The 26,643-nt window shown below is 66.5% G+C and carries 21 protein-coding genes and 4 pseudogenes; 15 read left to right on the top strand and 10 right to left on the bottom strand.

Annotated features, from left to right (window positions below; translation table 11 throughout):
- Nucleotides 1–5: 5 nt before the first annotated feature.
- The 10 genes and pseudogenes from QE444_RS23585 to QE444_RS11935 form a co-directional block, all read left to right on the top strand.
- A pseudogene (locus QE444_RS23585) lies at nt 6–723 on the top strand (methyl-accepting chemotaxis protein); the annotation flags it as partial.
- A gap of 187 nt (nt 724–910) precedes the next feature.
- Nucleotides 911–1,894: pseudogene (locus QE444_RS23590) on the top strand (MCP four helix bundle domain-containing protein); the annotation flags it as partial.
- Between the two features lie 186 nt (nt 1,895–2,080).
- Nucleotides 2,081–3,085 (top strand): annotated as a pseudogene (locus QE444_RS23595) (methyl-accepting chemotaxis protein); the annotation flags it as partial.
- Between the two features lie 7 nt (nt 3,086–3,092).
- Nucleotides 3,093–3,596 (top strand): chemotaxis protein CheW, encoded by a 504-nt coding sequence (locus QE444_RS11905; RefSeq protein ID WP_133859377.1) that lies wholly within the window; start codon nt 3,093–3,095, stop codon nt 3,594–3,596.
- An 82-nt stretch (nt 3,597–3,678) separates the two neighbouring features.
- Nucleotides 3,679–5,334 (top strand): methyl-accepting chemotaxis protein, encoded by a 1,656-nt coding sequence (locus QE444_RS11910; RefSeq protein ID WP_187979016.1) that lies wholly within the window; start codon nt 3,679–3,681, stop codon nt 5,332–5,334.
- Nucleotides 5,334–5,804: a chemotaxis protein CheW gene (locus QE444_RS11915; RefSeq protein WP_183630429.1), complete on the top strand. Its 471-nt coding sequence runs from the start codon at nt 5,334–5,336 to the stop codon at nt 5,802–5,804. The genes QE444_RS11910 and QE444_RS11915 overlap by 1 nt, the downstream gene beginning before the upstream one ends.
- Before the next feature lie 10 nt (nt 5,805–5,814).
- Nucleotides 5,815–6,618, top strand: a complete 804-nt coding sequence (locus QE444_RS11920; protein WP_133859374.1) for a protein-glutamate O-methyltransferase CheR — start codon at nt 5,815–5,817, stop codon at nt 6,616–6,618.
- A 2-nt stretch (nt 6,619–6,620) separates the two neighbouring features.
- The gene (locus QE444_RS11925; protein ID WP_187979017.1) at nt 6,621–7,130 is read left to right on the top strand and encodes a chemotaxis protein CheD; all 510 of its coding nucleotides are present in this window, start codon (nt 6,621–6,623) and stop codon (nt 7,128–7,130) included.
- Nucleotides 7,127–8,198, top strand: a pseudogene (locus QE444_RS11930) (chemotaxis response regulator protein-glutamate methylesterase). The gene QE444_RS11925 and the pseudogene QE444_RS11930 overlap by 4 nt, the downstream one beginning before the upstream one ends.
- A 53-nt stretch (nt 8,199–8,251) precedes the next feature.
- On the top strand, nt 8,252–8,827 hold the full coding sequence (locus QE444_RS11935) for a DUF1349 domain-containing protein (protein WP_309738698.1): 576 nt from the start codon (nt 8,252–8,254) through the stop codon (nt 8,825–8,827).
- A gap of 16 nt (nt 8,828–8,843) precedes the next feature.
- Here the strand turns inward: QE444_RS11935 and QE444_RS11940 are convergent, their stop codons facing one another.
- Nucleotides 8,844–9,314, bottom strand: a complete 471-nt coding sequence (locus QE444_RS11940) for a MaoC family dehydratase (RefSeq protein WP_309738700.1) — start codon at nt 9,312–9,314, stop codon at nt 8,844–8,846.
- A gap of 259 nt (nt 9,315–9,573) precedes the next feature.
- On the opposite strand from QE444_RS11940, the gene QE444_RS11945 reads away from it, so the two are divergent.
- From QE444_RS11945 to hrpA, 3 genes are all read left to right on the top strand, one after another.
- Nucleotides 9,574–11,253, top strand: coding sequence for a long-chain fatty acid--CoA ligase (locus QE444_RS11945; protein ID WP_133859369.1), 1,680 nt, complete (start codon nt 9,574–9,576; stop codon nt 11,251–11,253).
- Between the two features lie 152 nt (nt 11,254–11,405).
- Complete coding sequence (locus QE444_RS11950; RefSeq protein WP_273862827.1) at nt 11,406–12,185, top strand: SGNH/GDSL hydrolase family protein; 780 nt, start codon at nt 11,406–11,408, stop codon at nt 12,183–12,185.
- A 143-nt stretch (nt 12,186–12,328) separates the two neighbouring features.
- Entirely contained in the window at nt 12,329–16,354 is a 4,026-nt protein-coding gene (gene hrpA, locus QE444_RS11955) for an ATP-dependent RNA helicase HrpA (RefSeq protein ID WP_309738702.1), read from the top strand.
- 232 nt (nt 16,355–16,586) lie between these two features.
- Here the strand turns inward: hrpA and QE444_RS11960 are convergent, their stop codons facing one another.
- A complete protein-coding gene (locus tag QE444_RS11960) occupies nt 16,587–17,420 on the bottom strand; it encodes a DUF1206 domain-containing protein (RefSeq protein ID WP_309738704.1) in 834 nt (277 codons plus the stop codon).
- A 141-nt stretch (nt 17,421–17,561) separates the two neighbouring features.
- Here QE444_RS11960 and QE444_RS11965 point away from each other — a divergent pair, with 141 nt between their 5' ends.
- On the top strand, nt 17,562–18,035 hold the full coding sequence (locus QE444_RS11965) for a GreA/GreB family elongation factor (protein ID WP_309738706.1): 474 nt from the start codon (nt 17,562–17,564) through the stop codon (nt 18,033–18,035).
- 418 nt (nt 18,036–18,453) lie between these two features.
- On the opposite strand, the gene QE444_RS11970 is transcribed toward QE444_RS11965, so the two are convergent.
- The 8 genes from QE444_RS11970 to QE444_RS12005 form a co-directional block, all read right to left on the bottom strand.
- A complete protein-coding gene (locus QE444_RS11970) occupies nt 18,454–18,741 on the bottom strand; it encodes a hypothetical protein (RefSeq protein WP_285388492.1) in 288 nt (95 codons plus the stop codon).
- Between the two features lie 14 nt (nt 18,742–18,755).
- Nucleotides 18,756–19,781 (bottom strand): TerC family protein, encoded by a 1,026-nt coding sequence (locus QE444_RS11975; RefSeq protein ID WP_309738710.1) that lies wholly within the window; start codon nt 19,779–19,781, stop codon nt 18,756–18,758.
- 143 nt (nt 19,782–19,924) lie between these two features.
- Nucleotides 19,925–20,356, bottom strand: coding sequence for a DUF4440 domain-containing protein (locus QE444_RS11980; RefSeq protein ID WP_187979026.1), 432 nt, complete (start codon nt 20,354–20,356; stop codon nt 19,925–19,927).
- 163 nt (nt 20,357–20,519) lie between these two features.
- Nucleotides 20,520–20,831 (bottom strand): DUF6482 family protein, encoded by a 312-nt coding sequence (locus QE444_RS11985; protein WP_309738713.1) that lies wholly within the window; start codon nt 20,829–20,831, stop codon nt 20,520–20,522.
- 125 nt (nt 20,832–20,956) lie between these two features.
- Nucleotides 20,957–22,009: a lipocalin-like domain-containing protein gene (locus QE444_RS11990; protein ID WP_280307086.1), complete on the bottom strand. Its 1,053-nt coding sequence runs from the start codon at nt 22,007–22,009 to the stop codon at nt 20,957–20,959.
- Nucleotides 21,999–24,458 (bottom strand): FtsX-like permease family protein, encoded by a 2,460-nt coding sequence (locus QE444_RS11995; protein WP_280307088.1) that lies wholly within the window; start codon nt 24,456–24,458, stop codon nt 21,999–22,001. The genes QE444_RS11990 and QE444_RS11995 overlap by 11 nt, the downstream gene beginning before the upstream one ends.
- Complete coding sequence (locus QE444_RS12000; protein ID WP_285388480.1) at nt 24,455–25,129, bottom strand: ABC transporter ATP-binding protein; 675 nt, start codon at nt 25,127–25,129, stop codon at nt 24,455–24,457. The genes QE444_RS11995 and QE444_RS12000 overlap by 4 nt, the downstream gene beginning before the upstream one ends.
- A 63-nt stretch (nt 25,130–25,192) precedes the next feature.
- Nucleotides 25,193–25,483 carry a hypothetical protein gene (locus QE444_RS12005; protein WP_187979031.1) on the bottom strand — a complete coding sequence of 97 codons (291 nt, stop codon included), beginning with the start codon at nt 25,481–25,483 and terminating at the stop codon, nt 25,193–25,195.
- A gap of 255 nt (nt 25,484–25,738) precedes the next feature.
- On the opposite strand from QE444_RS12005, the gene QE444_RS12010 reads away from it, so the two are divergent.
- Nucleotides 25,739–26,512, top strand: coding sequence for an FKBP-type peptidyl-prolyl cis-trans isomerase (locus QE444_RS12010; protein ID WP_280307091.1), 774 nt, complete (start codon nt 25,739–25,741; stop codon nt 26,510–26,512).
- Nucleotides 26,513–26,643 lie beyond the last annotated feature (131 nt).

Genomic DNA, 26,643 nt, shown 5'->3' on the forward strand with positions numbered 1-26,643 from the left:
GCAAGCTGAACCAGATCATCGGCGACGTGCGCCTGTCGGCCGACTCCCTGGCCAGCGCCTCGGAAGAGATCTCCGCCACCGCCCAGAGCATGAGCCAGGCCAGCACCGAACAGGCGGCCTCGGTCGAGGAGACCAGCGCCAGCGTCGAGCAGATGTCGGCCTCCATCACCCAGAACACCGAGAACGCCAAGGTCACTGACGGCATGGCCGGCAAGGCCGCGCGGGAAGCCGGGGAGGGCGGTCAGGCGGTCGGCGAGACCCTGGTGGCCATGAAGACCATCGCCGACAAGATCGGCATCGTCGACGACATCGCCTACCAGACCAACCTGCTGGCGCTCAACGCCGCCATCGAAGCGGCCCGTGCCGGCGAGCACGGCAAGGGCTTCGCCGTGGTGGCTGCAGAGGTCCGCAAGCTGGCCGAACGCAGCCAGGTCGCCGCCCAGGAAATCGGCACCGTGGCCAAGAGCAGCGTGGCCCTGGCCGAACGCGCCGGCACCCTGCTGGAGCAGATGGTGCCGTCCATCAGCAAGACCTCCGACCTGGTGCAGGAAATCGCCTCGGCCAGCGAAGAACAGAGCAGCGGGGTGAGCCAGATCAACGGCGCCATGCTGCAACTGAGCCAGATCACCCAGCAGAACGCCTCGGCGTCCGAAGAACTGGCTGCCACCGCCGAGGAAATGAGTACCCAGGCCGAGCAGCTGCAACGCCTGATGGGCTTCTTCAATACCGGCGAAGGCCGGGTGGTACAGGACCTGGAACGCGCGCTGGAGGCCTCGCGGCCCAAGGCCATGCAGGTCCCGGGCAAGGCCCTGCGTACGGGTACCTCGGGCGTGCCTGACGGCTACGTCTCCTTCGAATCCTGACCCCTATCCAACGGCCACCTGCAGGTGGCCTTTTTGAGACCATCGACATGACCGTCATCAAGAAAATGCTGCTGCTGGTGCTGTCCGCATTATTGGGCATCCTGGTGCTGGCCGGCACCGGGCAATACGAAATCGACCAGGTGTTCCAGGCAGCCAACTACGGCAACGACAACACCGTTCCCAGCCTCAAGGCGCTCGGCGAGGTCAACGACAGCCGCTCCGACTACGTGGTGGGCATCTATCGCCACGTGCTGTCGACCAGCGCCGAAACCATGACCACCGTCGAGCAGGACCTGGCCGCGGCCAAGGAGCGCATCGGCCAGAATCTCGGCAAGTACGAGACGCTGGTCTCGGACGACCGCGACCGTGGCCTGCTGGTCGCCGATCGCGCCGCCTTTACGGCGCTGTTCAGCCTCGGCGACCAGGTCATCGCCCTGTCGCGGCAAAATCGCAACGAAGACGCCCAGGCCCTGATGCGCAGCCGCACCGACGTGATGCTGGCGATCAACAAGGCCCTCGACGAGCACGTAGGCTACAACCAGACCCTGGCGCTGCAAGGTGTGCAGGTCGCCCAGAAGACCAAGGTCGAGGCCACCTGGCTGGCCCTGGGCATTGCCCTGGCGACCCTGCTGGCGGTGGCCCTGCTGGGCTTCTTCATCACCCGCAATCTGCTGCGTCAGCTGGGCGGTGAGCCCGCGGCGGTGGCGACCCTGGCCGGCTGCGTGGCCGCCGGCGATCTGCCGGACGACATCAAGCTGCGCGACGACGACAAGACCAGCCTGATGGCGGCCATGCAGAACATGGTCACCACCCTGCGCAGCCTGATCAGCGAAATGAGCAGTATGTCGGCTGCCCATGACCGCGGCGAAACCGTGGTGCGCATTCCGGCCGAGCGCTTCCAGGGCGCCTATCGCAACATGGCCGAAGGGGTCAACGGCATGGTCGCCGGCCACCTGAGCGATTCGGCAAAGGCCATGGCCTGCGTCAAGAGCTTCGGCGAAGGCGATCTGTCGGTGGCGCTGGAGCGCTTCCCCGGGCAGAAGGCGGTCATCAACGACAACCTCGAGCAGGTCCGCGGCAACATCCAGCGCCTGGTCGAGGACGCCAACCAGCTGAGCCAGGCGGCCATGGCCGGTCGCCTGGACACCCGTGCCGATGCCGCTGCCCACCAGGGTGACTTCCGCCGCATCGTCGCCGGGATCAACGGTACACTCGATGCCATCGTGGCGCCGGTCAACGAAGCCATGGGCGTCATGGCCGGGCTCTCCCAGGGCGACCTGAGCCGTACCGTGCGCGGTGACTACCAGGGTCAGCTGCTGGAACTCAAGGAATCGATCAACGGCACCGTCGGCAAGCTGAACCAGATCATCGGCGACGTGCGCCTGTCGGCCGATGCCCTGGCCAGCGCCTCGGAAGAGATCTCCGCCACCGCCCAGAGCATGAGCCAGGCCAGCACCGAACAGGCCGCCTCGGTCGAGGAGACCAGCGCCAGCGTAGAGCAGATGTCGGCCTCCATCACCCAGAACACCGAGAACGCCAAGGTCACCGACGGCATGGCCGGCAAGGCCGCGCGCGAGGCCAACGAAGGTGGCGAAGCGGTGGGTGAGACGCTGGTGGCCATGAAGACCATCGCCGAGAAGATCGGCATCGTCGACGACATCGCCTACCAGACCAACCTGCTGGCGCTCAACGCCGCCATCGAAGCCGCCCGCGCCGGCGAGCACGGCAAAGGCTTCGCCGTGGTGGCCGCCGAGGTGCGCAAGCTGGCCGAACGCAGCCAGGTCGCCGCCCAGGAAATCGGCACCGTGGCCAAGAGCAGTGTGGCCCTGGCCGAGCGCGCCGGGTCACTGCTCGACGAAATGGTACCGTCCATCAGCAAGACCTCCGATCTGGTACAGGAAATCGCCGCGGCGTCCGAAGAACAGAGTAGCGGAGTCACTCAGATCAATAGCGCCATGCTGCAACTCAACCAGATCACCCAACAGAACGCCTCGGCCTCGGAAGAGCTGGCCGCGACCGCCGAAGAAATGAGCGGTCAGGCCGAGCAGCTGCAGCGCCTGATGGGCTTCTTCCACACCGGCGATGGTCGTGCGGTCCAGGACCTGGAGCGTGCCATCGAGCAGACGCGCCCGGCCGCGAGCCGTACGGCCCAGCCGACCCTGCGTCGTCCCCAGATGGCCGCGGGCGGCCTGCCGGACGGTTACGTCCGCTTCCCGGAGTAATGGCTTCATGACTGCCCTGACCCTTGGCGACATCGCCCACGAACACCTTGGCCATCAGCACCTGACCTTCGTGGTCGACGGTGAGACCTATGCGGTGGATACCCTCGCGGTGCGCGAGATCATCGAGTTCGGCCAACTGACCCAGGTCCCGCTGATGCCGGCCTGCATTCGTGGGGTGATCAATCTGCGCGGCGCGGTGGTCCCGGTGGTGGATCTGGAGGCCCGCTTCGGCGGCCGACCGACCCGGGTCGGCCCGCGGACCTGCATCGTGATCTTGGAAGTGTGCGCCGACGAAGACACCCAGGTGCTGGGCGTGGTGGTGGATGCGGTGAGCGAGGTGCTGGAAATCGCCGCGGCGGACATCCGTCCGGCGCCGGCCTTTGGCAGTCGCCTGGCGCCGCACTTCATCGCCGGCATGGTCAAGTCCGAAGACGGCTTCCTGACCCTGCTCGACGTGGCCCAGGTCCTCGACGTACAGGAACTGGCGAACCTGGCCCAGGCCGCCAGCTGAAAGACCCCGCATTGCCATGGGCGACGGTAACCGGCGCCTCTTAAACGAAGCAGTTTCAATCGGCGCCGGAGGCGCTTCCACCATGCTGAACACACTTCGCGTCTCGACCAAGCTGGCGATCGGCTTCGGGGCTGCCATCCTGATGCTGCTGCTGGTCATGGGTGTCGCCCTGCTGAACATGGGCACCATGAAGGACTCGGCCGACAACATGTCGAAATTCCGTTTCCCCATGACCGTCCAGGCCAACACCCTGGTGCGTAACACCCTGGACAGCGGCCGCCTGATGCGCAACCTGCTGCTGCTGGACGATGAGCGCGCCCTGGCCAAGACCAAGGAAGACATCGCCAAGGTCCGCTCCGGCAACGCAGAGATACTCGCCGATCTGCAAAAGAAGATCGTCAGTGAGGATGGCAAGCAGAAGCTGGCCGCTGCCACGGACGCGCGTCAGCGCCTGCAGGACAAGTACGGCGAATTCTTTCGCCTGCTCGACACCGACCGTGGCCAGGCCCGGGACTATCTGCTGAATGTCTTCGCGCCCAACAACAACGAGCTGGTCGCCGCCCTCGGCGCCCTGAACGATCTGCAGGCCCAGCGCATGCAGGAAGCCGGTGAAGCGGCGACCGACGCCTACGTCGATGCCCGCAACCTGATGCTGGTGATTGGCGCGGTGGCGACCCTGATCGCCGTCCTGCTCGGCTATCTGATCACCCGCAGCCTGATCCGGCAGCTGGGTGGCGAACCGGCCTATGCCGCCGAGGTGGTGCAGCGCGTCGCCCGCGGCGATCTGAGCGTCGAGGTGGCGACCCGCGAAGGCGACACCACCAGCATGCTGGCCTCCGTGCGTACCATGACCACCACCCTGGCGCAGATCATCAGCGACGTGCGCAGCTCGGCCGATGGCCTGGCCAGCGCCTCGGAAGAGGTCTCGGCCACTGCCCAGAGCATGAGCCAGGCCAGCACCGAGCAGGCCGCCTCCGTCGAGGAGACCAGCGCCAGCATCGAGGAGATGTCGGCTTCCATCGCCCAGAACACCGAGAACGCCAAGGTCACCGACGGCATGGCCGGCAAGGCCGCGCGTGAAGCGGACGAGGGCGGCCAGGCCGTGCGCGAGACGCTGGTGGCCATGAAGACCATCGCCGAGAAGATCGGCATCGTCGACGACATCGCCTACCAGACCAACCTGCTGGCGCTCAACGCCGCCATCGAAGCCGCCCGCGCCGGCGAGCACGGCAAAGGCTTCGCCGTGGTGGCCGCCGAGGTGCGCAAGCTGGCCGAACGCAGCCAGGTCGCCGCCCAGGAAATCGGCACCGTGGCCAAGAGCAGTGTGGCCCTGGCCGAGCGCGCCGGATCGCTGCTGGCCGAGATGGTGCCCTCCATCAACAAGACCTCCGACCTGGTGCAGGAAATCACCGCGGCCTCCGAAGAGCAGAGCGCCGGGGTCGAGCAGATCAATGGCGCCATGCTGCAACTGAGCCAGATCACCCAGCAGAACGCCTCGGCGTCCGAAGAGCTGGCCGCCACCGCGGAGGAGATGAGCGGCCAGGCCGAGCAGCTCCAGCAGATGATGGAATACTTCACCCTGAGCGGTTCGCCGGTGGCCCAGCAGGTCGCCCGTCCCGGCGCCAAGCGCTCGGGGTCGAGCCTGGCCGAGCGCGCCTCGGCGCTGATCGACTCGCCCCGTCGCGCGCCCCGTGGCAGCGTGCCGGCCGGTTTCGCCCGTTTCGAGGAGCAAGCCTGATGCTATTGCGCCAGTTTCTGACCTTTCAGCTCGCCGGTGACCTCTACGGCGTGAACACCGGCTGCGTGCGGGAGATCATCGAGTACGGCGCGGTCACCACGGTGCCCATGCTGCCGCCGGCCATCCGTGGCGTCATCAACCTGCGCGGCGCCGCCGTGCCGGTCATGGACCTCGGCGTGCGCTTTCGCAACGAGGTGACCGAGACCTCCCGCCGCAGCTGCATCGTGGTGCTGGAGATCCAGGTCGACGGTGGCCCCCAGGTGTTCGGCATCGTGGTGGACGCGGTCTGCGAGGTGCTGGAGATCGGCGCCGACGGCATCGAGCCGGCGCCGCGCTTCGGCGCTTCGATCCGCACCGATTTCATCCTCGGCATGGCCAAGCAGGGTGCCGGTTTCGTCATCCTGCTCGACATGGATCGGGTGCTGGGCGCAGACGATCTCGCCCAGCTCGCCGCCATGACGGCTGCCTGAGTCGCGAACCATGGAACTCCCCGCGCTGACCGACAGCGAATTCCGCCAGTTTCGCAGCTTCATCTTCCGGGTCGCCGGCATCAGCATGTCCGATGCCAAGCGCCCGCTGGTGAGCGGTCGCCTGGCCAAGCGCGTGCGCCAGCGCGGCACGCCCAGCTACGACGCCTATTTCCAGCTGATCCAGCGCGACCAGGCGGAATGCCAGATGGCGGTCGATCTGCTGACCACCAACGAAACCTATTTCTTTCGGGAGCCCAAGCACTTCGACTTCCTGCGCGAGCAGGTGCTGCCGAACTGGGAAAGGCGCCAGCCGCTGCGGCTGTGGAGCGGCGCCTGCTCCTCGGGCGAGGAGCCCTATACGCTGGCCATGACTCTGGCCGAAGGACTGGGCGAGCGGCCCTGGGAAATCGTCGCCTCCGACCTCAGCACCCGGGTGCTGGCCAAGGCGCGCAATGCCCAGTATCCGCTCGCCGAAGCCGAGAACATCCCGCCGGCGCTGTTGCGGCGCTACTGCTTCAAGGGCGTGGGCGACAACGACGGCACCTTTCTGGTGGATCCGCGCCTGACCGCGCGGATCGCCTTTCGCCAGATCAATCTGAACAATTCGCTGCCGGAGCTGGGCACCTTCGACATCATCTTCCTGCGCAACGTGATGATCTACTTCGACGTGCCCACCAAGCGCCAGGTGGTGGCCCGCCTGGTCCGCCACCTGCGACCCGGGGGCTACTTCTTCGTCAGTCATTCCGAGAGCCTCAATGGGGTGACCGACGCCCTGAAAATGGTCAGTCCTTCCATCTATCAACGTCCGCTCTAGCCATGGCAGCCGCGCCGGAGCTGTTTCTGCGTCCAGGCGAATGGTATTTCGGCCAGGGCGAGGTGCGGATCCGGACCATCCTGGGCTCCTGCGTGTCCTTCGTCTTCTGGCACCCGCGGCGCCGTCTCGGCGGCATGACCCATGCGCTGTTGCCCACGCGCCAGCGCGCCGTGCCCGGCGCGCCCGCCGACGGTCACTATGTCGACGAATCCCTGCAGCTGCTGCTGGGGGCGATCGCCCGCCACGGCGGTGATCTGCCCGGTTACCAGGTGCACCTCTACGGCGGCGGCAACATGTTTCCCCAGCTCCTGCGCGATCGCGTCCGCAGCATCGGCGACGTCAACGTCGAGGCGGCGCTGGCGCAGCTGGCCCAGGCCGGTATCCATTCGGTGCGGACCCATGTCCGCGGCGCCGGCCATCGCAAACTGTCCCTGGACCTCGTCGACGGCCGGGTGCTCATGCAACAGGTGGAGCTACCCTATGTTCCGCCGCTTACGAGAATTACTCCATGAACAAGATCAAGGTCCTTATCGTCGACGACTCCGCCGTGGTGCGGCAGGTGCTCGCCCAGAGTCTCGCGGAGGATCCGGCCATCGAGGTGCTGGGGGTCGCCGCCGACCCGGTGTTCGCCCAGGACAAGATGCGCAAGCAGTGGCCCGACGTCATCGTGCTGGACGTGGAGATGCCACGCATGGACGGCATCACCTTTCTCAAGAAGATCATGGCCGAGCGTCCGACCCCGGTGGTGATCTGCTCGACCCTGACCGAGAAGGGCGCCGCCACCACCCTGCAGGCCATGGCCGCCGGGGCGGTCAGCATCGTCACCAAGCCCCAGGCCAATCTCAAGCAGTTCCTCAAGGACGCCTCGGACGACCTCACCAGCGCGGTCAAGGCCGCCGCCCGGGCCAATCTCAAGCGCCTGGCGCCCCCGTGGCGTGCCGGTGGTGCCGACGCCCAAGCTCAGCGCCGACGCCATCCTGCCGGCCGGCGGCAGCCCGGCCATGGCGCGCACCACCGAGCGCATCGTCGCCCTGGGTACCTCCACCGGCGGGACCCAGGCCCTGGAAGCGGTGCTGACCTCACTGCCACGGGTCTGCCCGGGCATCGTCGTGGTCCAGCACATGCCCGAGCGCTTCACCGCCGCCTTCGCCGAGCGCCTGGATCGCCTCTGCGAGCTGGAGGTGCGCGAAGCCCGGCATGGCGATCGGGTCCTGCCGGGGCGGGTGCTGATCGCCCCGGGCGGTCGCCACATGCTGCTCAAGCGCAGTGGTGCCCAGTATCAGGTGGACGTGGTCGACGGTCCGCCGGTGAGTCGCCATCGCCCCTCGGTGGATGTGCTGTTCCGCTCGGTGGCGCGGGCCGCCGGCAGCAATGCCCTGGGTATCATCATGACCGGCATGGGCGATGACGGCGCCCGCGGCCTCAAGGAGCTGCGTGACGTCGGCGGCCGGACCCTCGGCCAGGACGAAGACAGTTGCGTGGTCTACGGCATGCCCAAGGAAGCCATGAAGCTCGGCGCGGTGGAGCAGGAAATCGGCCTCGGCCAGATCGCCGCCGCCATTCTCAAAGGTGGGGTCTAGACGAACTTGCGGGGCAGGCGGGACTCCAAGCGCGAGCACGCGAGGAGAGCCCCATGTTCGACATCTGCCAATGGATCAATGAACCCGAGACCTGGCTGGCCGAGCCCGAGCGGCTGCGGGTCATCACCGATCGCCACAGTGACTTCTGGCGTCAGACCCACGACGGCTCCGAGCGCCACAGCGGCCACTTCTTCGGCGCCCGGGTCACCAGTGGCTTCACCGCCCAGCTGCGGGTGGCGGCGCGCTGCAAGAACCAGGGCGACCACGCCGGGCTGATGGTGCGGATCGATGAGCAGCAGTGGCTGCGCGTCGGCATCGGCTACTTCGACGATACCCCCCAGCTGCTCAGCGTCCTGACCCTGGGACGCTCGGATCTGGCCGTGGGCGCACCGCTGGGTGAGCGAGAGGAGGTGTGGCTGAGGGTCACCCTGACCCAGGGTACCCTGCGGGTCCAGACCTCGTTCGACGGTCAGCGCTGGCCGCTGCTGCGCCTGGCCAGCCTGCCAGCCGCCGCGGAATACCGGGTCGGCCCGGTCTGTGGCACCCCGGAGCGCGGCGGCATGGAAGTGGCGTTCAGCGAGTTCAGTCTCCAAGCCCCGCTGCAACGAGGCCTGGCCGATCTGAGTTGAAGCGGGGAAGGGTGGCTCAGCCGACGGTGACGGGGGGCAGTTCCACCTGTTGCACCTGCACCGGCTTGCGCGGCGCGACCACCTTGGCGACGCCGTCGACGACCTTGTCCCCGTGCTGGTTGAACACCCGGGTAGCCAGGCTCACGCGAAACTTCGGCAGCTTTTCCAGCACCTCGATTTCGACCGTCAGGGTATCGCCCAGCTTGACCGGCTTTTCGAAGGTCATGGTCTGGTCGACATAGAGGGTGCCCGGTCCCGGCAGGTTGCAGGCCACCGCGGCGCTGATCAGGGCGCCACTGAGCATGCCGTGGGCGATGGGCTCGCGAAACAGCGTCTTGGCGGCGAATTCGGGGTCCAGGTGCAGTGGGTTGCAGTCGCCGGAGACGGCGGCGAACAGCAGCACGTCGCGCTCCTCGATGGTGCGGGTCACGGTCACCTTCTGGCCGATTTCGAGGGCTTCATAAGGGATGTTTTCGGTCAGGCTCATGAAGCGCTCCGGCAGCTGTGACAGGGCGGCGGACGCCGCGAAGCCGGGCATTCTACCCAGCCTCGCCGCCGGAGGCTAATCACCTCCCGGAAAAGCCGGCAGAGAGCGTGACCGTAATTGACCATATGGTCATTATGTGACGTTAAGGGCGGATATTGATGCTGTTGCGGGCTAGGCAAAGCTGCTAGGCTCGCAGGGCCGGTTCAGCGCTGATCACGGCACGCCAACGAACAATAACCATAGAGCGGGAGCGGGCTGCATGATGCCGAATTTCTGGAGTGACAAATATCCCGAGGGCATCCAGACAGACATAGACCTGGACCGTTATCGCAACGTCCTGGCGGTATTTCGCGAGGCCTGCCAGACCTACGCCGAGCGCCCGGCGTTCAGCAATCTGGGGCGGACGCTGAGCTACCGCGAACTCTATGAATTGTCCGGCCAGTTCGCCGCCTATCTGCAAAAGCACACCGACCTGCAACCCGGCGATCGCATCGCCGTGCAGATGCCCAACGTGCTGCAGTACCCGGTGGTGGTCTTTGGCGCCATGCGCGCCGGCCTGGTGGTGGTCAACACCAACCCCCTCTATACCGCCCGCGAGATGCAGCACCAGTTCAAGGATTCCGGCGCCCGGGCGCTGGTCTGCCTGGCCAACATGGCGCACCTGGCCGAACAGGTGCTGCCGCAGACCGATATCCGCCACGTCATCATCACCGAGGTTGGTGACCTGCTGCCGACCTTCAAGCGCCTGCTGGTCAACGCCGTGGTCCGCCATGTCAAGAAGATGGTGCCGGCCTATCGCATTCCCCATTCCATCCGCTTCGTCGATGCCATGACCAAGGGCGAGCACGTCGATTTCGTCGACGCCGACCCTGCGGCGGAGGACGTCGCCGTGCTGCAGTACACCGGCGGCACCACCGGCATCGCCAAGGGCGCCATGCTGACCCACCGCAATCTGGTGGCCAACATGCTGCAGTGCCAGGTGCTGATGACCAAGTACCTGGGCGGCGGTGCCCAGGTCATGATCGCGCCGCTGCCGCTCTACCACATCTATGCCTTCACCATTCACTGCATGGCCATGCTGATCCAGGGCAACCACAATGTCCTGATCACCAATCCGCGCGACCTGCCGGCGCTGGTCAAGGAACTCAGGCAGTGGCGCTTCAACGGCTTCGTCGGTCTGAACACCCTGTTCGCCGCCCTGTGCAACAGCGAGGATTTCCGCCAGCTGGATTTCTCCCAGCTCAAGGTGACCTTTTCCGGCGGCATGGCGCTGCAGCAATCCGTGGCCCTGCGCTGGGAAGAGGTCACCGGCTGCGGCATCTGCGAAGGCTACGGCATGACCGAGACCAGTCCGGTGGTGAGCTTCAATCCGCTGGAGCGTCGCCGGCTGGGCACCATCGGCATGCCGGTGCCGGGCACCGACTGCAAGGTGGTGGATGCCGATGGCGTGGCCCAGGGCTTCGACACCCCCGGCGAGTTGTGCGTCAAGGGCCCCCAGGTCATGAAAGGCTACTGGCTGAGACCCGAGGCCACCGCCGAGGTGCTGGATGCCGAGGGCTGGCTGCGTACCGGCGACATCGCCGTGATCGAGCCGGATGGTTACCTGCGCATTGTCGATCGCAAGAAGGACATGATTCTGGTGTCCGGCTTCAACGTCTATCCCAACGAGCTGGAAGAGGTGCTCTCCCAGCTGCCCGGGGTGATGCAGTGCGCGGCTATCGGCATTCCCGACGAGGTGGCGGGGGAGAAGATCAAGGTATTCGTGGTGCCCAAGCCCGGTGCGTCCCTGACTACCGAGCAGGTGCTCAAGCACATGCACGACAACGTCACCGGCTATAAGCGACCCAAACTGGTGGAATTCCGCGATAGCCTGCCGACCACCAACGTCGGCAAGATCCTGCGTCGTGAACTGCGTGACGCCGAACTCAAGAAGGCGTAACAGGACGTCGCTACGTCCCCTGCGCCGCTACCTCTCGTCGACTGGTAGCAGTGCCGCTGGTTTCCAAGCATGGTTTTCGCAAGAGGTTCGGGTATAAACCGCAGGCGGCATTTTGCCGTCATCTCTCCGACCTCTTTCCTTGAGGACACACCATGCGAATTAGCGTACGCCAGGCCGTGCTGGGCCTCTTCCTGCTGGGCTCCAGCGTGCTCGGTCAGGTCCAGGCCGGTGAACCCATCCGCGTCCTGTTCGTGGGCAACAGCTACACCTTCGTCAACGATCTGCCGGCAATGGTCCGTCAAATGTCCGTCGAGGCTGGTCAGTCGCGTCCGCTGGACGTCAAGCATGTAACCTTCAGCGGCGCCAGCCTCGAGGAACACTGGAAGCGCCACGACGTGCAGGACGAGCTGGCCAAGGCCAACTACGACTACGTGGTGATCCAGGATCACAGCATGATGCCGGTGAAGAATCCGGACCTCACCCGTCAGTACGTACGCCTGATCGCCGATCTGGCGCGCAAGGACGGCGCCCAGCCGATCCTGTACCTGACCTGGGCCCGGCAGAACAACCCGACCATGCAGGCGCAGCTGGACAGCGTCTACACCCCCCTGGCCAAGGAGACCGGCGCACTGCTGGCCCCGGTGGGCCAGGCCTGGCAGAAGGCCCTGGCCGATCAGCCGCAGCCGGGGCTGTTCCTGCCCGACGGCAGCCATCCGTCCTTTACCGGCACCTACCTGACCGCCTCGGTCTTCTATGCGCTGATCTACGGCACCCGTCCGCCGCTGCCGGCCGCCGGCGAAAAGATCAAGTTCGATCACGCCGATCCCGCCGATCTGCAACAGGACGCCTGGAAGGCCCTGCAGTCCCTGGACATGGCCCTGCGCACGCCGCCGGCCAAACTGAACGTGGCCAGCGTCCAGGCCAAGCGCTAATGCGCTACCGCCCCTGCGCGACCAGGCGTCGCGCAGGGGCCGGCAACCCGGCGGTTTTCCACCCGCCGTTCTTGTAAAGCCCCGCCGCACCCCCCAACTCTTTTACACTTACCGGTCCAAGCGACCGCCGTCGAAAGAGTTTCATGACCGATACCCCCTCCGTTGCCCGTCTCGCCGCCAACCTGGATCAGGCCTTCAACGCCGATCGCCATCGCCTGCGGCGCCAGCTCCAGGCCCTGCAGAAACAACCTGATCCGACCCGCGAAGCCCAGTGGCTGGAGCGTTTCCAGGCGTCCTGTGCCAAGGTCGAGGCGCGGCGTGCCAGCGTGCCGCGCATCCGCTACGACGACGCCCTGCCAATCGCCGCCAAGCGCGAGGAGATCAAGCGCGCCATCGCCGGCCATCAGGTGGTGGTGATCGCCGGCGAGACCGGTTCGGGCAAGACCACCCAGCTGCCCAAGATCTGTCTGGAACTGGGCAGGGGTGTGCAGGGACTGATCGGCCACACTCAGCCGCGCCGGCTGGCGGCGCGCAGCGTGGGCGCCCGGGTGGCGGAGGAACTGGGTTCGCCGCTGGGCGAACTGGTGGGCTATCAGGTGCGGTTCGAGGATCAGAGCACCGATGCCACCCTGATCAAGCTGATGACCGATGGCATCCTGCTGGCCGAAACCCAGCACGACCGCTTTCTCGAGCGCTACGACACGATCATCGTCGACGAGGCCCACGAGCGCAGTCTCAACATCGACTTCCTGCTGGGCTTTCTCAAGACCCTGCTGCCGCGTCGTCCCGATCTCAAGCTGATCATCACCTCGGCCACCATCGATCTGGAGCGCTTCTCCAGGCACTTCGACGGCGCACCCATCGTCGAGGTGTCCGGGCGGACCTATCCCGTGGAGACCTGGTACCGCCCGCTCAGCGCCGAGGTGGATGAAGACGGCGAACGGCTGGTGGACGATCTCTCGGTGGACCAGGGCATCCTCCAGGCGCTGGACGAGATCGAGGCCCACGAGCGCAGCGTCGGTCAGCGCCCGGGCGATGTACTGGTGTTCCTGCCCGGCGAGCGCGAAATCCGCGACTGCGCCGAGGTCCTGCGCAAGGCCCAGCTGAAATTCACCGAGGTGCTGCCGCTCTATGCCCGACTGACGCCGGCCGAGCAGCAGAAGATCTTCCAGCCGCGTCCCGGGCGCAAGATTGTGCTGGCCACCAACGTCGCCGAGACCTCGCTGACCGTGCCGGGCATCCGCTACGTGATCGACAGCGGGACCGCGCGCATCAGTCGCTACAGCTATAGAGCCAAGGTCCAGCGACTGCCCATCGAAGCCATCTCCCAGGCCAGCGCCAACCAGCGCAAGGGTCGTTGCGGCCGGGTCGAGCCAGGCATCTGCATCCGCCTCTTCAGCGAAGAGGACTTCCTCGGTCGCCCGACCTTCACCGATCCGGAAATCCTGCGCACCAACCTGGCGGCGGTGATCCTGCAGATGCTGCATCTGCGCCTGGGTCGCATCGAAGATTTCCCCTTCATCGAGCCGCCGGATGGCAAGGCGATCAAGGACGGCTTCACCCTGTTGCAGGAACTTTCGGCGGTCGATGTCGAAGGCCGCCTGCTGCCCCTGGGTCGGCAACTGGCGCGCCTGCCCGTCGATCCGCGGCTGGGGCGCATGCTGCTGGAGGCGACCGAGCAGGGCAGTCTCGCCGAGGTGCTGATCGTCACCAGCGCGCTGTCCGTGCAGGACCCGCGCGAGCGCCCGGCGGACCGCCAGACCCAGGCCGATCAGGCCCACGCCCAGTGGAAGGACCCGGATTCGGATTTCGCCGCCCTGGTCAATCTCTGGCACGGCTTCGAAGAGCAACGCCAGGCGCTGGGTTCCAACGCCCTGCGCAGCTGGTGCCGCAAGCACTTCCTCAACTACCTGCGGCTGCGCGAGTGGCGCGATGCCCATCGCCAGCTGACCCTGCTGTGCCGCGAACTGGGGCTCCAGGTGCGCAAGGCCGAAAGTCCAGCGCCAGCAGCCGCGGAGGGCACCCACAAACCCGCGCCGACCACCGACAAGCACGTCAACGCCAAGGCCCAGCAACAGGCCGAAGCCAGCGAGGCGGCGGTACGCGCCCGTGGTTACGCGGCGCTGCACAAGGCCATTCTCGCCGGTCTGCTCAGCCAGATTGGCCAGAAGAGCGAGGATGGCGACTACCTGGGCGCGCGCCAGCGGCGCTTCTGGATCCATCCCAGCAGCGTCATCGGCCGCAAGAAACCCACCTGGATCATGGCCGCGGAGCTGGTGGAGACCACCAAGCTGTTCGCCCGCATGGTGGCCAAGATCGAACCGGACTGGATCGAGCCGGTGGCGGGGCACCTGGTCAAGAAGACCCACCTCGAACCCCACTGGGAGAAGAAGCGGGGCCAGGTGGTGGCCTATGAGCAGGTCACCCTCTATGGCCTGATCGTGGTCGGTCGTCGCCCGGTGCACTTCGGCCCCGTAGATCCGCCCGCTGCCCGCGAGTTGTTCATCCGCGAGGGCCTGGTGCGCGGCGAGATCAACAGTCGCGCCAAGTGCCTGGCCGCCAACCGGGCGCTGCTGGAGCGGCTGGACGAACTGGAAGCCAAGGCCCGCCGCCGCGACATCCTCGCCGACGAGGAAACCCTGTTTGACTACTATGCCGCGCGTCTGCCGGCGGACGTCTACCAGACTGCCACCTTCGACAGCTGGTATCGCCGCGAAAGCACCAAGCAGCCCGATCTGCTGATCATGCGCGAGGAAGACGTCCTTGCCCGCGAAGCCAGCGAGGTCACCGCCGCCCAGTATCCGGACACCCTGCGCCTGGGCGAGTTGACCCTGCCGCTGTCCTACGAATTCGACCCGACCCATCCGCGTGACGGCGTCACTCTGCGGGTGCCGGCGCCACTGTTGCCACAGCTGCCGCCCCAGCGCCTCGACTGGCTGGTGCCAGGGTTGCTCTATGACCGCTGCGTGGCCCTGGTGCGCAACCTGCCCAAGGCCCTGCGCAAGAACTTCGTCCCGGTACCGGATTTCGTTCGCGCGGCGCTGGACAAGATCCCCTTCGGCGAGGGCTCGCTGCACGAGGCGCTGGGACGCGAACTGCAGCGCATGACCGGTGCCCGCATCCCCGACGACGCTTGGCCGGAGGCCGAAGCCGGCCTGGATCCGCACCTGCGCATGAATCTCGAGGTGGTCGATGCCCAGGGCAAGCCGCTGGGCGAGGGCCGCGACCTGGCCGAGGTGACGGCGCGCTTCGCCCAGGAAAGCCAGGCGGCCCTGGCGCTGCCGACGCAGAAACGCCAGGAGCAGCGCCCGGTGGAGGCCAAGGCCTTCGCCGAGGTGGCGGCCAAGACCCAGCAGCAGGTGGCCGGCCTTTCCATGACGGTCTATCCGGCGCTGGTGGACGAGCAGGGCACGGTGCGCGAAGGCCGCTTCGCCACCCAGGCCGAAGCCCGCTACCAGCACCGCCGCGCCCTGCAGCGACTGCTGCTGCAGCAACTGGCGGAACAGGCCAAGTTCCTGCGCGGCAAGTTGCCCGGGCTCACCGAGCTGGGCCTGCTGCACCGCGAACTGGGCCGGCCGGAGGCCCTGGTGGAAGACATCCTGCTGGCCAGCCTGGACGCCACCATCCTCGCCGACGACGCCGAGCTGCCCCGCGATGGCGCCGGCCTGGCCTCGCTGGCCGAACGGCGCAAGGCGGGCTGGACCGAGCAGGCCGAACGCATCGCGCGCCTGACCCTGGAGATCCTCAAGCTCTGGCATGGCCTGCAGAAGAAATTCAAGGGTCGCATCGACCTGGCCCAGGCGGTGGCCCTCAACGACATCAAGGCGCAGCTGGGTAGCTTGGTCTATCCCGGGTTCGTCCGCGATACGCCGCTGGAATGGCTCAAGGAGTATCCACGCTACCTGAAGGCCATCGAGCAGCGCTTCGACAAGCTCGGCGGCCAGGTGCAGCGCGATCGCGTCTGGAGCGGCGAGCTGGCCGGTCTCTGGGAGCAGTATCGCGCCCGCGCCGCCAAGCATGGTCAGGAGGGCAAGCGCGACGCCAACCTAGAGCTCTATCGCTGGATGCTGGAAGAGTATCGGGTGTCGCTCTGGGCCCAGCAGCTGGGCACGCGGATGCCGGTGTCGGACAAGCGGCTGAACAAACAGTGGAGCCAGGTGGAGGCCTAGCGGTCATCCATCGGCGCCGCTCGGAAGATGTTCGAGCGATCATCCGTAGATCTCTGAGCCGCGCTGTCTGGGCGGCAACCTGGTGGTACGGCTGGCCGCGTGGCGGAGCGTCTCCCAGCATGGGTTGGCGCCCGCCGCCCGTCTTTCGCTCACTGTCCGGACGACTACTAGATGCTCTGGACGGACAGCCACCCAGCCACTGGCCCGCGATGTATGAACGTCTGGTGCGGGCCTAGCGTGGCAGCACCTGGCGCAGCGAGCCGCCCACATCCGGCAGGTCCATCTCGATACGCCGCCACCAGGCTTCCGCGAAGCTGTAGAAGGCAAAGGCAATCAGGCCCAGGCCTACCACCGACAACACCAGTCCGCCGAAGGGTAGATTCTGCAGGCCGTTCAGGGCGTCCTTCATGCCCGGCGGATGCAGCGCCTGGTAGCGCGAACCGCTGACCACCAGCAGGACGGCGATCTCGACGAAGGCCACGCCCCGAGCGATCAGGCCGAAGCGACCGATGGGCCGAATCAGGCGCAGCTGTTCGGGACTGGCTTGGAGATAACGTTCGAAGCTGGCCTTCCAGCCCTTCACGAAATGGGCGAGGCCCACCCCCAGGGGGATCAGTGCGGCGACGTAGACCAGCAGATTGGAATAGCGCCAGCCGAGGATCATCTGCAGCAGGTCGTTGGTTTCCCCACCCGAACCACCGCTCTGGCGCAGACCGCTGATCAGCAGCCCCAGGGCGAAGAAGGCCAGGGCGCCATAGGTGATGCCGCCCACCAGCAGGCCGGCGCGGATCACCAGGCCCTTGGGCTTGCTGCCATGGTCATCGACATCGCGGATGGCCTGGAGAATACGCCAGGCCGCGAAGGCGATCAGACCGATCACCACCAGGCCGACCAGAAAGTGTCCGAAGGGCTGGGCGAGCAGGGCTTCCAGGCTGTCGTGGCTGTCCGCCGGCTGGCCGGAGCCGCGTGCGGCGAGCAGCGCCAGGACGCCGATGATGAGATAGACGAGGCCACGAGCGGCGTAGCCGCCGCGAGCCAGCAAGGTAAGTCCGGTACGAGTGTGCATCTGTTATGCCCTGTTACATTCTGCCTTGTACTGACCGGTGGCCCGCGTGCGGGTTCTAATGGCCGGACGGACGTTCTCCGGGGACTGGCAGCGAGCGGGTTTTGGCCTTAGGCTCGCACCCTTTGCTCCGGCGACCGGTTCATGGACAAAGCGCGACTGCTTCCCCTCATTCTTCAGGCCCTGGAAGCCGACCGCGAGGTCATCAGCCAGCAACTGGCGGCCAGTCACGAGGCGGCCACCCACAGCGAAAGCAAGGCTGAGAACAAGTACGACACCCGCGGTCTGGAAGCGGCCTATCTGGCGGATGGCCAACGCCGTCGCCTGCACGAGATCGAGCTGGCCCTGGCGGCCTACCGGGCGCTGACACCCGTGGCCATGAACGACGGCATTCGCGTCGGTGCCCTGGTCGAGTTGACCACCGCGACGGCCAGCCGCTGGATGTTCCTCGGCCCGGATGCAGCGGGACTCAAGGTCAGGCTGGATGGCCACGATGTCCTGGTGATCTCGCCCCACGCACCCTTGGGTCAGGCATTGCTGGGGCGGGAGGAGGGCGATGAGGTGGCGGTGACGGTGGAAGGCAAGGTGCACCGGCAGGAGGTCCTGGCGGTGTATTAGCGTAGGACAGAGGTAACGTCCTGTCTCCATCGTGGCCTTGGCCCGCGCCTGTGGACTGGGCAATGGCGGCGGATCGCGAGCGTGCCGGTGCCGATGGAGATGAATGCCCGCCCGGATAGCTCCCTCTCCCCTCGGGAGAGTGTTGGGGTGAGGGTGCCTTCGCCACGAAGCCCCGGTGGAAAAGGCTACGCCGTTTTCCACGCTACGATCCCATGTGGTGCCGTTGATGGTAATCGCGGCCATGGGCCGCTCCTACAGACCTCGCTTAGGGGCGTCGACCATGTTGTGCGATTAGGGCAGTGCTCCAACCCTTCAGGTTAGCTGTAGGAGCGGCCGCATCGGCGGACCGCCATGGCCGCGATCAAGAGACGTTGAGGTCCGCCGTGATTCCAGGATTGCCGCCAGGGCGATCCCTCTCTCAGGTCTCCACTCCCTCCACCGGCCGGTTGGCCCTGGGCGGTGCCGCCTCTTCCTTTTCCGACTTCGGCCGATGCTGATCCAGCCAGGCGCGGCCCTGATTCTGGGCCTCGTCGACCTTCTTGTTCAGCTCGTCGAGCGTTCCACCGAGGGTTTCCCGCGCCTGTTCGCGAGCGGCTTCCTCCACCTTGGTGGCGAAGCTGTCCGCGGCCTTCTCGGCACTGTCGCAACCGCCGAGACCAAGTAGCAGGAGAATGCCGGCGAGTCCGAGGATGGCTCTGGTAGTCATGGTCGTCCGCTCCTTCACGAAGGCCTGTTCAGGGAGTCGCGCGGCTCATGACCGGCAGCGGTGGGCTTGGCCTCGCTGCGGGTCTTGTACAGCGACACCAGCACGCCACCGGCCAGCAGGCCCAGGGTCACGCTCAGGGAGATCGCCGGGGGGATCTTGCCGATGATGCCCACCAGGAAGATCTTGCAGCCGATGAACACCAGCACCAGCGCCAGGGCGTACTTGAGATAGGCGAAGCGATGGATCATCGCCGCCAGGGCGAAGTACAGGGCGCGCAGGCCAAGGATGGCGAAGACGTTGGAGGTGTAGACGATGAAGGGATCCTGGGTGATGGCGAAGATCGCCGGCACGCTGTCCACCGCGAACACCAGGTCGGCGCACTCGATCACGATCAGCGCCAGGAACATCGGCGTCACCCAGAGCACCGTCTTGCCGCTGGCATCGGGCTGGCGCACGAAGAAATGCTGGCCGTGCAGCTCGTCGGTCACGCGCAGCTTCTTGCGCAGGAATTTGATGAAGAAGTTGTCGTCGAGCTTGGGCTCTTCGTCCACCTTGGCGAACAGCATCTTGACCCCGGTGATTACCAGGAAGGCGCCAAAGACATAGAGGATCCAGTCGAACTGATGGATCAGGGCGGCGCCCAGGCCGATCATGATGGCGCGCAGCACGATCACCCCGAGAATGCCCCAGAACAGCACCCGGTGCTGGTATTCCCGCGGGATGGCGAAGAAGCCGAAGATCACCGCCATGAGGAAGACGTTGTCCATGGACAGCGACTTCTCGATCAGGAACCCGGTGACGTAGTCGAGGCTGGCATCGGCGCCCTTGAGCTGCCAGACGAAGAGGGCGAACAGCAGGCCCGCGGTGATGTAGCCCGCGGACAGCAGCAGGCTTTCCTTGACCTCGATGGGCTTGTTCTCCTTGTGGAGGACACCCAGGTCGAAGGCCAGCAGGGCGATGACGACGGCGAAGAAGGTCAGCCACATCCAGGTGGCGGTGCCGAGGAAGTCGGCGAAGAAGAATGCATGCAGGGCGTTCATGAGCCCCTCCTTAGTCAAGTTTCAAGACTATGACTCGACATGGCGGCACATACCGTCAGAGGGGCCCGGGTCACCAGGACAGGATTTCGAACTCGCGCACATTCGGCAAGGCTTGCAGTTTTACAAAATGCAACCGCTCTGGATCAGGCCTCTCGGGAGGAATGGTGGCCGGTGATCAGCCAGCGGCCGTCGATCTGCTCGAAGGTGAAGAGAAAGCGTGCGGGCACACTGATGACCTGCTCGCCATCGCGATAGTGGAAGACATAGAGGCCGCCGACCACCACGGTGCTGAGTTTGCTGCTGACCCTCTTCTTGAAGATCTCCACGTCGCACACCAGCCCCTCATTGGCGAGGAAATTGCGGAAATATTCCCGCCGGCTGTCCTCGCAGTCCCGCACCTCGTTGGAAAGCGTCGGCACCAGGATGGCGTCGGGCGCATAGAGCGCAAGAATGGCTTCCACATCGCGGGTGGCGACGGTCGCCGCCCAGGTGTGCAGGGCAGCCTTGGCGCCGGCGAGGCAGGCGATCTCTTCGTTGGAGCGAGCAGGCGCGTGGGCAGGACTGGCAACGGACACGGCGTCATCCTCAGGCGAACTTGATATTGTTATAGTATAACAATGTGTATTGGGCGAGTATTTGCCAAGGCCAGATCGTTGGAAGATGACGCCGGTCGGCGAGATCCGGGTCATGACGGGGCGGCGTCGCCGTCGGTAGCCGGCGACGGCGGAGGAATGCGGCTCAGCGATTCTCGACCTTCGAGCGCAGCGGGATCTCTTCGCGGGAATCGGTCTCGCTCACCGGCTGGCCGACCATCTCTTCATAGACCGCTGGCTGGGCGATGAACAGGCGCACCTCCTTGACGTCGTCGAGGATACGCCGGGCTTCTTCCACCGAGGCCACGTGCAGGGTCGCGCCCTTGTCATCGGCGACCGGTACCGAGGTGCCTTCCACCAAGGCATGGATGACGTAGGAGCCGCCTTCCATGGACACCAGGTTGACTTCCTTGACCGCGCCGGCCTTGACCTGCTGATTCAGCTCTTTGACATTCATCGACACACCTCGGTTATCACGCTAACGAGCCCTGCGCGGCGGCAGGGGGAGTTAGGGATTCGAGGCGAGGGCAGGGCTGGGAGTTCCGATGCGAGAGGCGGCCAGGGCGCGTTTTGCGGCTTTTTTCAGTACCCCGTCATTTCCAGATAGCCCACCCCCTTGGCGCTGCCCTCCACCCTTACCGGACCTTCCCAGTAGGGCGTGCCCAGGGCCATCCAGGCATCGGGGTTGACCGCCGCGATATGCAGATCGAGCTGCTGCCCCGGCAGGGTGATGGACCAGCGTACCGGCACCTCGCGTCCGGCGACCCTGTGGGTGGACTCCGGCGCCAGGCGGATATCGCCGGGATGTAGGGGCTGGTTGTGGCCGTCGGCACCGATCAGGTTGCCGAATAGATAGTGCTGGCCGTCGGCCTGGCGCAGGCGATAGAGCATCAGTTGGCGACCGTCGTCCAGGTGCAGGGAAAACCAGTCCCAGCCGAGCTGGTCCGCGGCCAGGTGCTGGCTGCTCCATTCGCGATCCAGCCAGGCCAGGCCCTTGACCGGCACACGCCGGCCTTCGATCTCCAATTCGCCCTGGGCCTGGAAGAACGGCTGGCTGTAGTAGTAGGACGCCTGGCCACTGGCGGATTTGCGACTCACCCCGCCTTCGCCCTGGAGCACCAGCGGGCCGCTGGCGGCGAGATTCAGCCGGTAGGCGAAGCCCGGACCCTGGGCCCGAACCTCGGCGCGTCCGTTCAGGTCTCCGCTCAGCCGCCAGTCGTCGATCCAGGCGGAAAAGGGCGCGGCGGTCACCCCGGCCTGGCCGATGCCGCCGCGACCCTGGGTCTGGGCGGAAAACTGGCGGGTCTCGCTGGTAAGGCCGGCATGGCCCAGCCAGAGGTTGCCGTTGCTCCAGCCGGGCTGGTCGGCGCCGGGGCGCAGGGCGCTGCGGAACAGCGTCCATTGCACGCCGTATTGATGGCCCTCGGCATCGCTGAGGTTGGCCGTGACGTACCACCATTCGATGCGGAAATCCGGGTGGGCGCCGTGATCGGCCGGAAAGCTGAAGACCTTGCCGGGCACCACCGCGGCGAAGTTCTCGCTGCCCTGGCCGAGGCCGGCGAAGCCTGCGGACGGCGGCTGCTCGTCGCAACCGGTGAGCAGCAGGAATGCGACCAGCAGGACCCTAGCGTTCATTACCGAGTTCTCGCAGCAGATCCAGCGGTTGACTGCGCTGCAGCCGAAGCAGGGGCCAGGCGGCCGCCAGCAGGGTTGCCAGCAGGGCAATGGCGGAGAGCGCCAACAGCTGGCCCGGAAAGACCTGCAGCGGCAATCGCCAGCCAAAGGCCTGGACGTTCACCACCGCCACCAGGCACCAGGCGAGCAGGATGCCCAACGGGATGGCCAGTGCCAGGGTCAGCAGGGCGAGCCCCAGCAACTGGCCCAGACTGAGCAGGATCAGCCGCGGACGCTCGATGCCCAGCGCCCAGAGTGGCGCGAGCTGGCCGAGACGGCGTTGCGCCTGGCCGAGCAGGGCGATGAACAGGGCAAGACCGGCCACCGCCAGGGTCAGGGCATTGAGCGCCGCGGTGGCGCTGAAGGTGCGCTCGAAGACCTGGTCGGCATAACGCCGCAGCTGACCCTGATCGATGGAGTGACTGGCGTCCAGCCCGAAGCGCTGCTGCAGCTCGCTGCGCAGGGCCTCCACCTGCGCCGGCGCCATGCGGACGACGATGCGCACTAGGGCGGCATCCGGCCACAGCGCCCGCAGGCGAGCCTGAGGCAGCAGCAGGTGGCCGCGCGGATTGCCATAGTCGGCATAGGTGGCGAGCACCGGGGCGGACCAGCGACCCTGGCTGCCCTGCAGCTCCAGCCGTTGCCCCTTGACCACCCCCAGGCGGCGGGCCAGTTGCTCGCTGAGCATCAGGCCATCACCGGCGAAGAACGGCGTCCAGGCCTCGTCGCCGGCATCGAGCAGCGGCCAGTGTCGCCGATAGAGATCGGCGTCGAGGATACCGCTCAGGGTAGATGGCTGGCCTTGAATACCCGTCTCCCGTTCGTACACCGGCAGTACCGCGCGCACGCTGGATTGGCGGGGCAGCCAGTCGAGCAGGGTCGCCGCCTGGGCAGCGTCCTGCGGGCGCAGATAGAGTTCGGCGGCCAGGCGCTGGTCGAGCCAGCCATCGAAGGTGCGGCGAAAACCCTCGGTCATGCTGCCGGCGCCGACATTGGCCGCCAGGGCCAGCAACAACGCCATCAGCGCCTGGGACAGTCCGGGCAACTGTTGTCGGGCGTCGGCCAGGAACCAGCGCGAAAGTGGCCTCCGTGCCCGCTTCAGCAGGAGATCCAGCAGGGCGCTCAGCAGCGGGGGCAACGCCAGCGCGGCAGCCAGCAGGAGGCAACCCAGCAGGGCCAGGCCGCTGGCCAGGCTGTTGCCGCCCAGCCAGAGGACCAGCGCCGCCAGGCCCACCAGCAGGGCACCCAGCGCCTGGCGACGCAGCCAGCGGCCATGGGCAGCGCGCCAGGCCTCGCCCTGGGCCAGGGCCAGCAGCGGTAGCCGCGCCGCGCGCCACAGACCATCGGCACCGGCCAGCAGGGCTCCACCCAGGCTGAGGCCGAGGCCGGCCAGCCACCAGGCCGGACTCAGGGTCAGGCTGCCGGCGATTTCGGCGCCGTAGAGGCCGCGCAGGCTGGCCGCCACATCGGGTAGCAACAGCGCCGCCAGAAGGTACCCGCTGGCAACCCCCAGGGCGCCCGCCCCCAGGGCGATCAGCGCCAGCTCCAGGGTCAGCGCCAGTACCAGGGTCGCGGCCGACAGGCCACAGGCGCGCAGGGTACGCAGTAGGGCCCGGCGCTGTTCCAGCGCCAGACCGGTCGCGGCATGGACAATGAACAGGCCGACGGCAAAGGCCAGCAGGCCGAGTGCCAGCAGGTTAAGGTGGAAGCTGTCGGTCAGGCGGTCCAGTTCGGCGCCCTGGTCATTCTCCACCCGTTGCAGGCTGACCCCGTCCAGGGTGGGCAGGGCACGTTGGAAGGTCTTTGGCAGGATCAGCCGGGAAAGCTGGTCTGGCGCGTCCAGCAGGCGCTGAGCCTGGCCGATGTCCATTACCAGGGTACCGGGCGCCAGGCCGGGGCGCGGCTGCAACGGTGGCAGCACCAGGCCATCGGCGCGATGCAGCACCGCGCCGGCCTGCAGCCGCCATTCACGCAGCGTCTCTGGCGCGATCCAGGTGGTCCCGGTCGGACCGAGGAAGTCGAACAGGGCCTCTGGCGGTGCGCTGGCCGTCACGCCGCGATCGCTGGGCAGACTGACCGGTTCGATGCCCAGCAGTGGCAGGGCGCCCTCGCGCTCGGCCAGGGTCAGGCGCCCCTGTAGGACGGGCGACACCGGCCAGCCCTGGCGGCGCAGTTCAACGAACAGCGCCTGGGGCAAGCGCTTGCCGTCGGGGGCTTCAAGACTCGACTGGTCGGCGCCGAAGAGGGCGCTGGCCTGGGCATAGCTCTGGCGGGCCTGGGCGTTGAGCGCCAGCACTCCGGTCAGCAGTGCGGTCGCCAGCCACAGGCCGGCGACCAGGCCGGCGAGTTGCAGGGGATGCCGCCGCCAGTGACTGACCAGGCTGTGCAGACTCCAGTAGAGCAGCCTCATGATGGGCCCACGGCTGCGCCGCCGAGACGTCCGCGTTCCAGTTGCAGGGTGCGATCGAGATGACTGGCGATACGCGCGCTGTGGGTCACCATCAGCAGGCTGCTGCCGGTCTCGGCCACCAGTTCCAGCAACAGGGCGAGGGCCTGGTCGCCACTGGCTTCGTCGAGATTGCCGGTGGGTTCATCGGCGAGCAGCAGGGGTGGCCGGGAGGCGAGCGCCCGCCCCAGGGCCACGCGCTGCTGCTGGCCGCCGGAGAGCTGTTCCGGATAGCGTTCCAGCAGGGTGGCCAGGCCCAGGCGTTCGGCCAGCTCGGCTTGCCAGCGCGGATCATGGCGGCCGGCCAGCCGGGCCTGGAAGGCGAGATTGTCGGCCACGGTCAGACTGGCGATCAGATTGAATTGCTGGAAGATCAGCCCGATGCCCTCGCGGCGCCAGGTGGCGAGGTCACGCTCGTTGAGGCTGGCGAGTGCCTGGCCCGCGGCCTGGATATCGCCTCGGTCAGGCCGGTCGAGACCGGCGACCAGATGCAGCAGGGTGCTCTTGCCACTGCCGGATTCGCCCATGAGCGCCAGACTCGCGCCCCGCGCCAGGCTCAGGTCCACGCCGCGCAGGACCGGCAGCGGCCCCTGGGGCGTGGGATAACTCTTGTGCAGATCGGTGATGGTCAGCATCGCGCCTCCAGCGCCGGTCGTGGTCTGCAATCGACCGGGCGCGGGCGGTGACGTTCAGCGCGGTCAGCGGCGCTTGGCCTTGCCCTTGCCAGCTTTTTCGTCTTCCTCGCGCTGCAGGCGTTCGCACTTGCGCACCATGTTCAGGTAGTACACGGCGCTGCCGGCGAACAGGATGATGGGCAGCGCCAGGGACATTTCCAGCAGGCTGCCGGGGAAGGCGCTGGGCACCCAGTGGTGATAGAGCAGGATGCCGATCGCCAGCAGCACCGAGTACAGCAGGCCGTAGCCGCCGGCCTTGCGCGATTCGCGGGCGAGGTCGAGGGGCGGGCGATTCAGATCGTTGGGCTCGAACATGGAGGTCTCTGGCAGGCACTGAAGAAGGCGCTAGTCTAGCGCCTGGACTCGCGCCGGTCGCCACTGCTCGGGCACCCCGGACAAGACGTCGCAGGGATTGCCCGCCGCTCGTTCACGCGATGTTCAGGCAGACCTAAGCTTGAAATCTTATCCTTTGCAGCCATTTAGAGGCCTGACGATGGCAAGCGAGCAGGTCTCCTTGTAAGCTCGATCAGTTATTTGAACGCGCACAATGCGCACGGATAAGGAATCAACATGAAACAGTATCGGTTGGCAGCAGCGGTGGCCCTGGTGGGTCTGGTTCTGGGCGGCTGCGACTCCAAGCCCAAGGTCGAGCTGGAAAGCCCGGCCCAGAAGGCGTCCTACGGCATCGGCCTGAACATGGGCAAGAGCCTGGCCCAGGAAGGTATCGATGACCTGGATCCCAAGGCCGTCGCCCTGGGTATCGAGGACGCCGTTGGCAAGAAGGACCAGAAGCTGACCGATCAGCAGCTGACCGAAGCCTTCGCCGCCCTGCAGAAGCGTGCCGAAGAGAAGATGACCAAGGTCAGCGAAGACAACGCCAAGGCCGGCAAGAAGTTTCTTGAAGAGAACGGCAAGAAGCCTGGTGTGATCACCACCGCCTCCGGCCTGCAGTACGAAGTGGTCAAGAAGGCCGACGGCCCGCAGCCCAAGCCCACCGACGTGGTCACCGTGCACTACGAGGGCAAGCTGGTCGACGGTACCGTGTTCGACAGCTCCATCAAGCGTGGCACCCCGATCGACCTGCCGGTCAACGGCGTGATTCCGGGTTGGGTCGAGGCGCTACAACTGATGCATGTCGGCGAGAAGATCAAGCTGTACATCCCCTCCGAGCTGGCCTACGGCGCCCAGAGCCCGAGCCCGGCGATCCCGGCCAACTCGGTGCTGGTGTTCGACCTGGAACTGCTCGGCATCAAGGACGCCGCTGCTGCCGACGCCGAAGACGCCCCGGTCGCTCCGGCTGCCGATGCGCCGGCCGCTGCCGAAAAGGCCCCGGCCAAGAAGTAAGCCGCTCCTGCTGTATCAGACGCCCTGCCTTGCAGGGCGTTTTACGTTGGGCGGCGGGAAACCCTGACGCAGCGGTGCGATCAAAGCTGGGGTGAAAAGCCCTGCGCCAAATGGGTTGCTGCCCTCCGTTC

It is taken from the genome of Pseudomonas sp. SORGH_AS_0199 (assembly GCF_031453735.1).
Classification (GTDB): Bacteria; Pseudomonadota; Gammaproteobacteria; order Pseudomonadales; family Pseudomonadaceae; genus Chryseomonas; species Chryseomonas aestiva.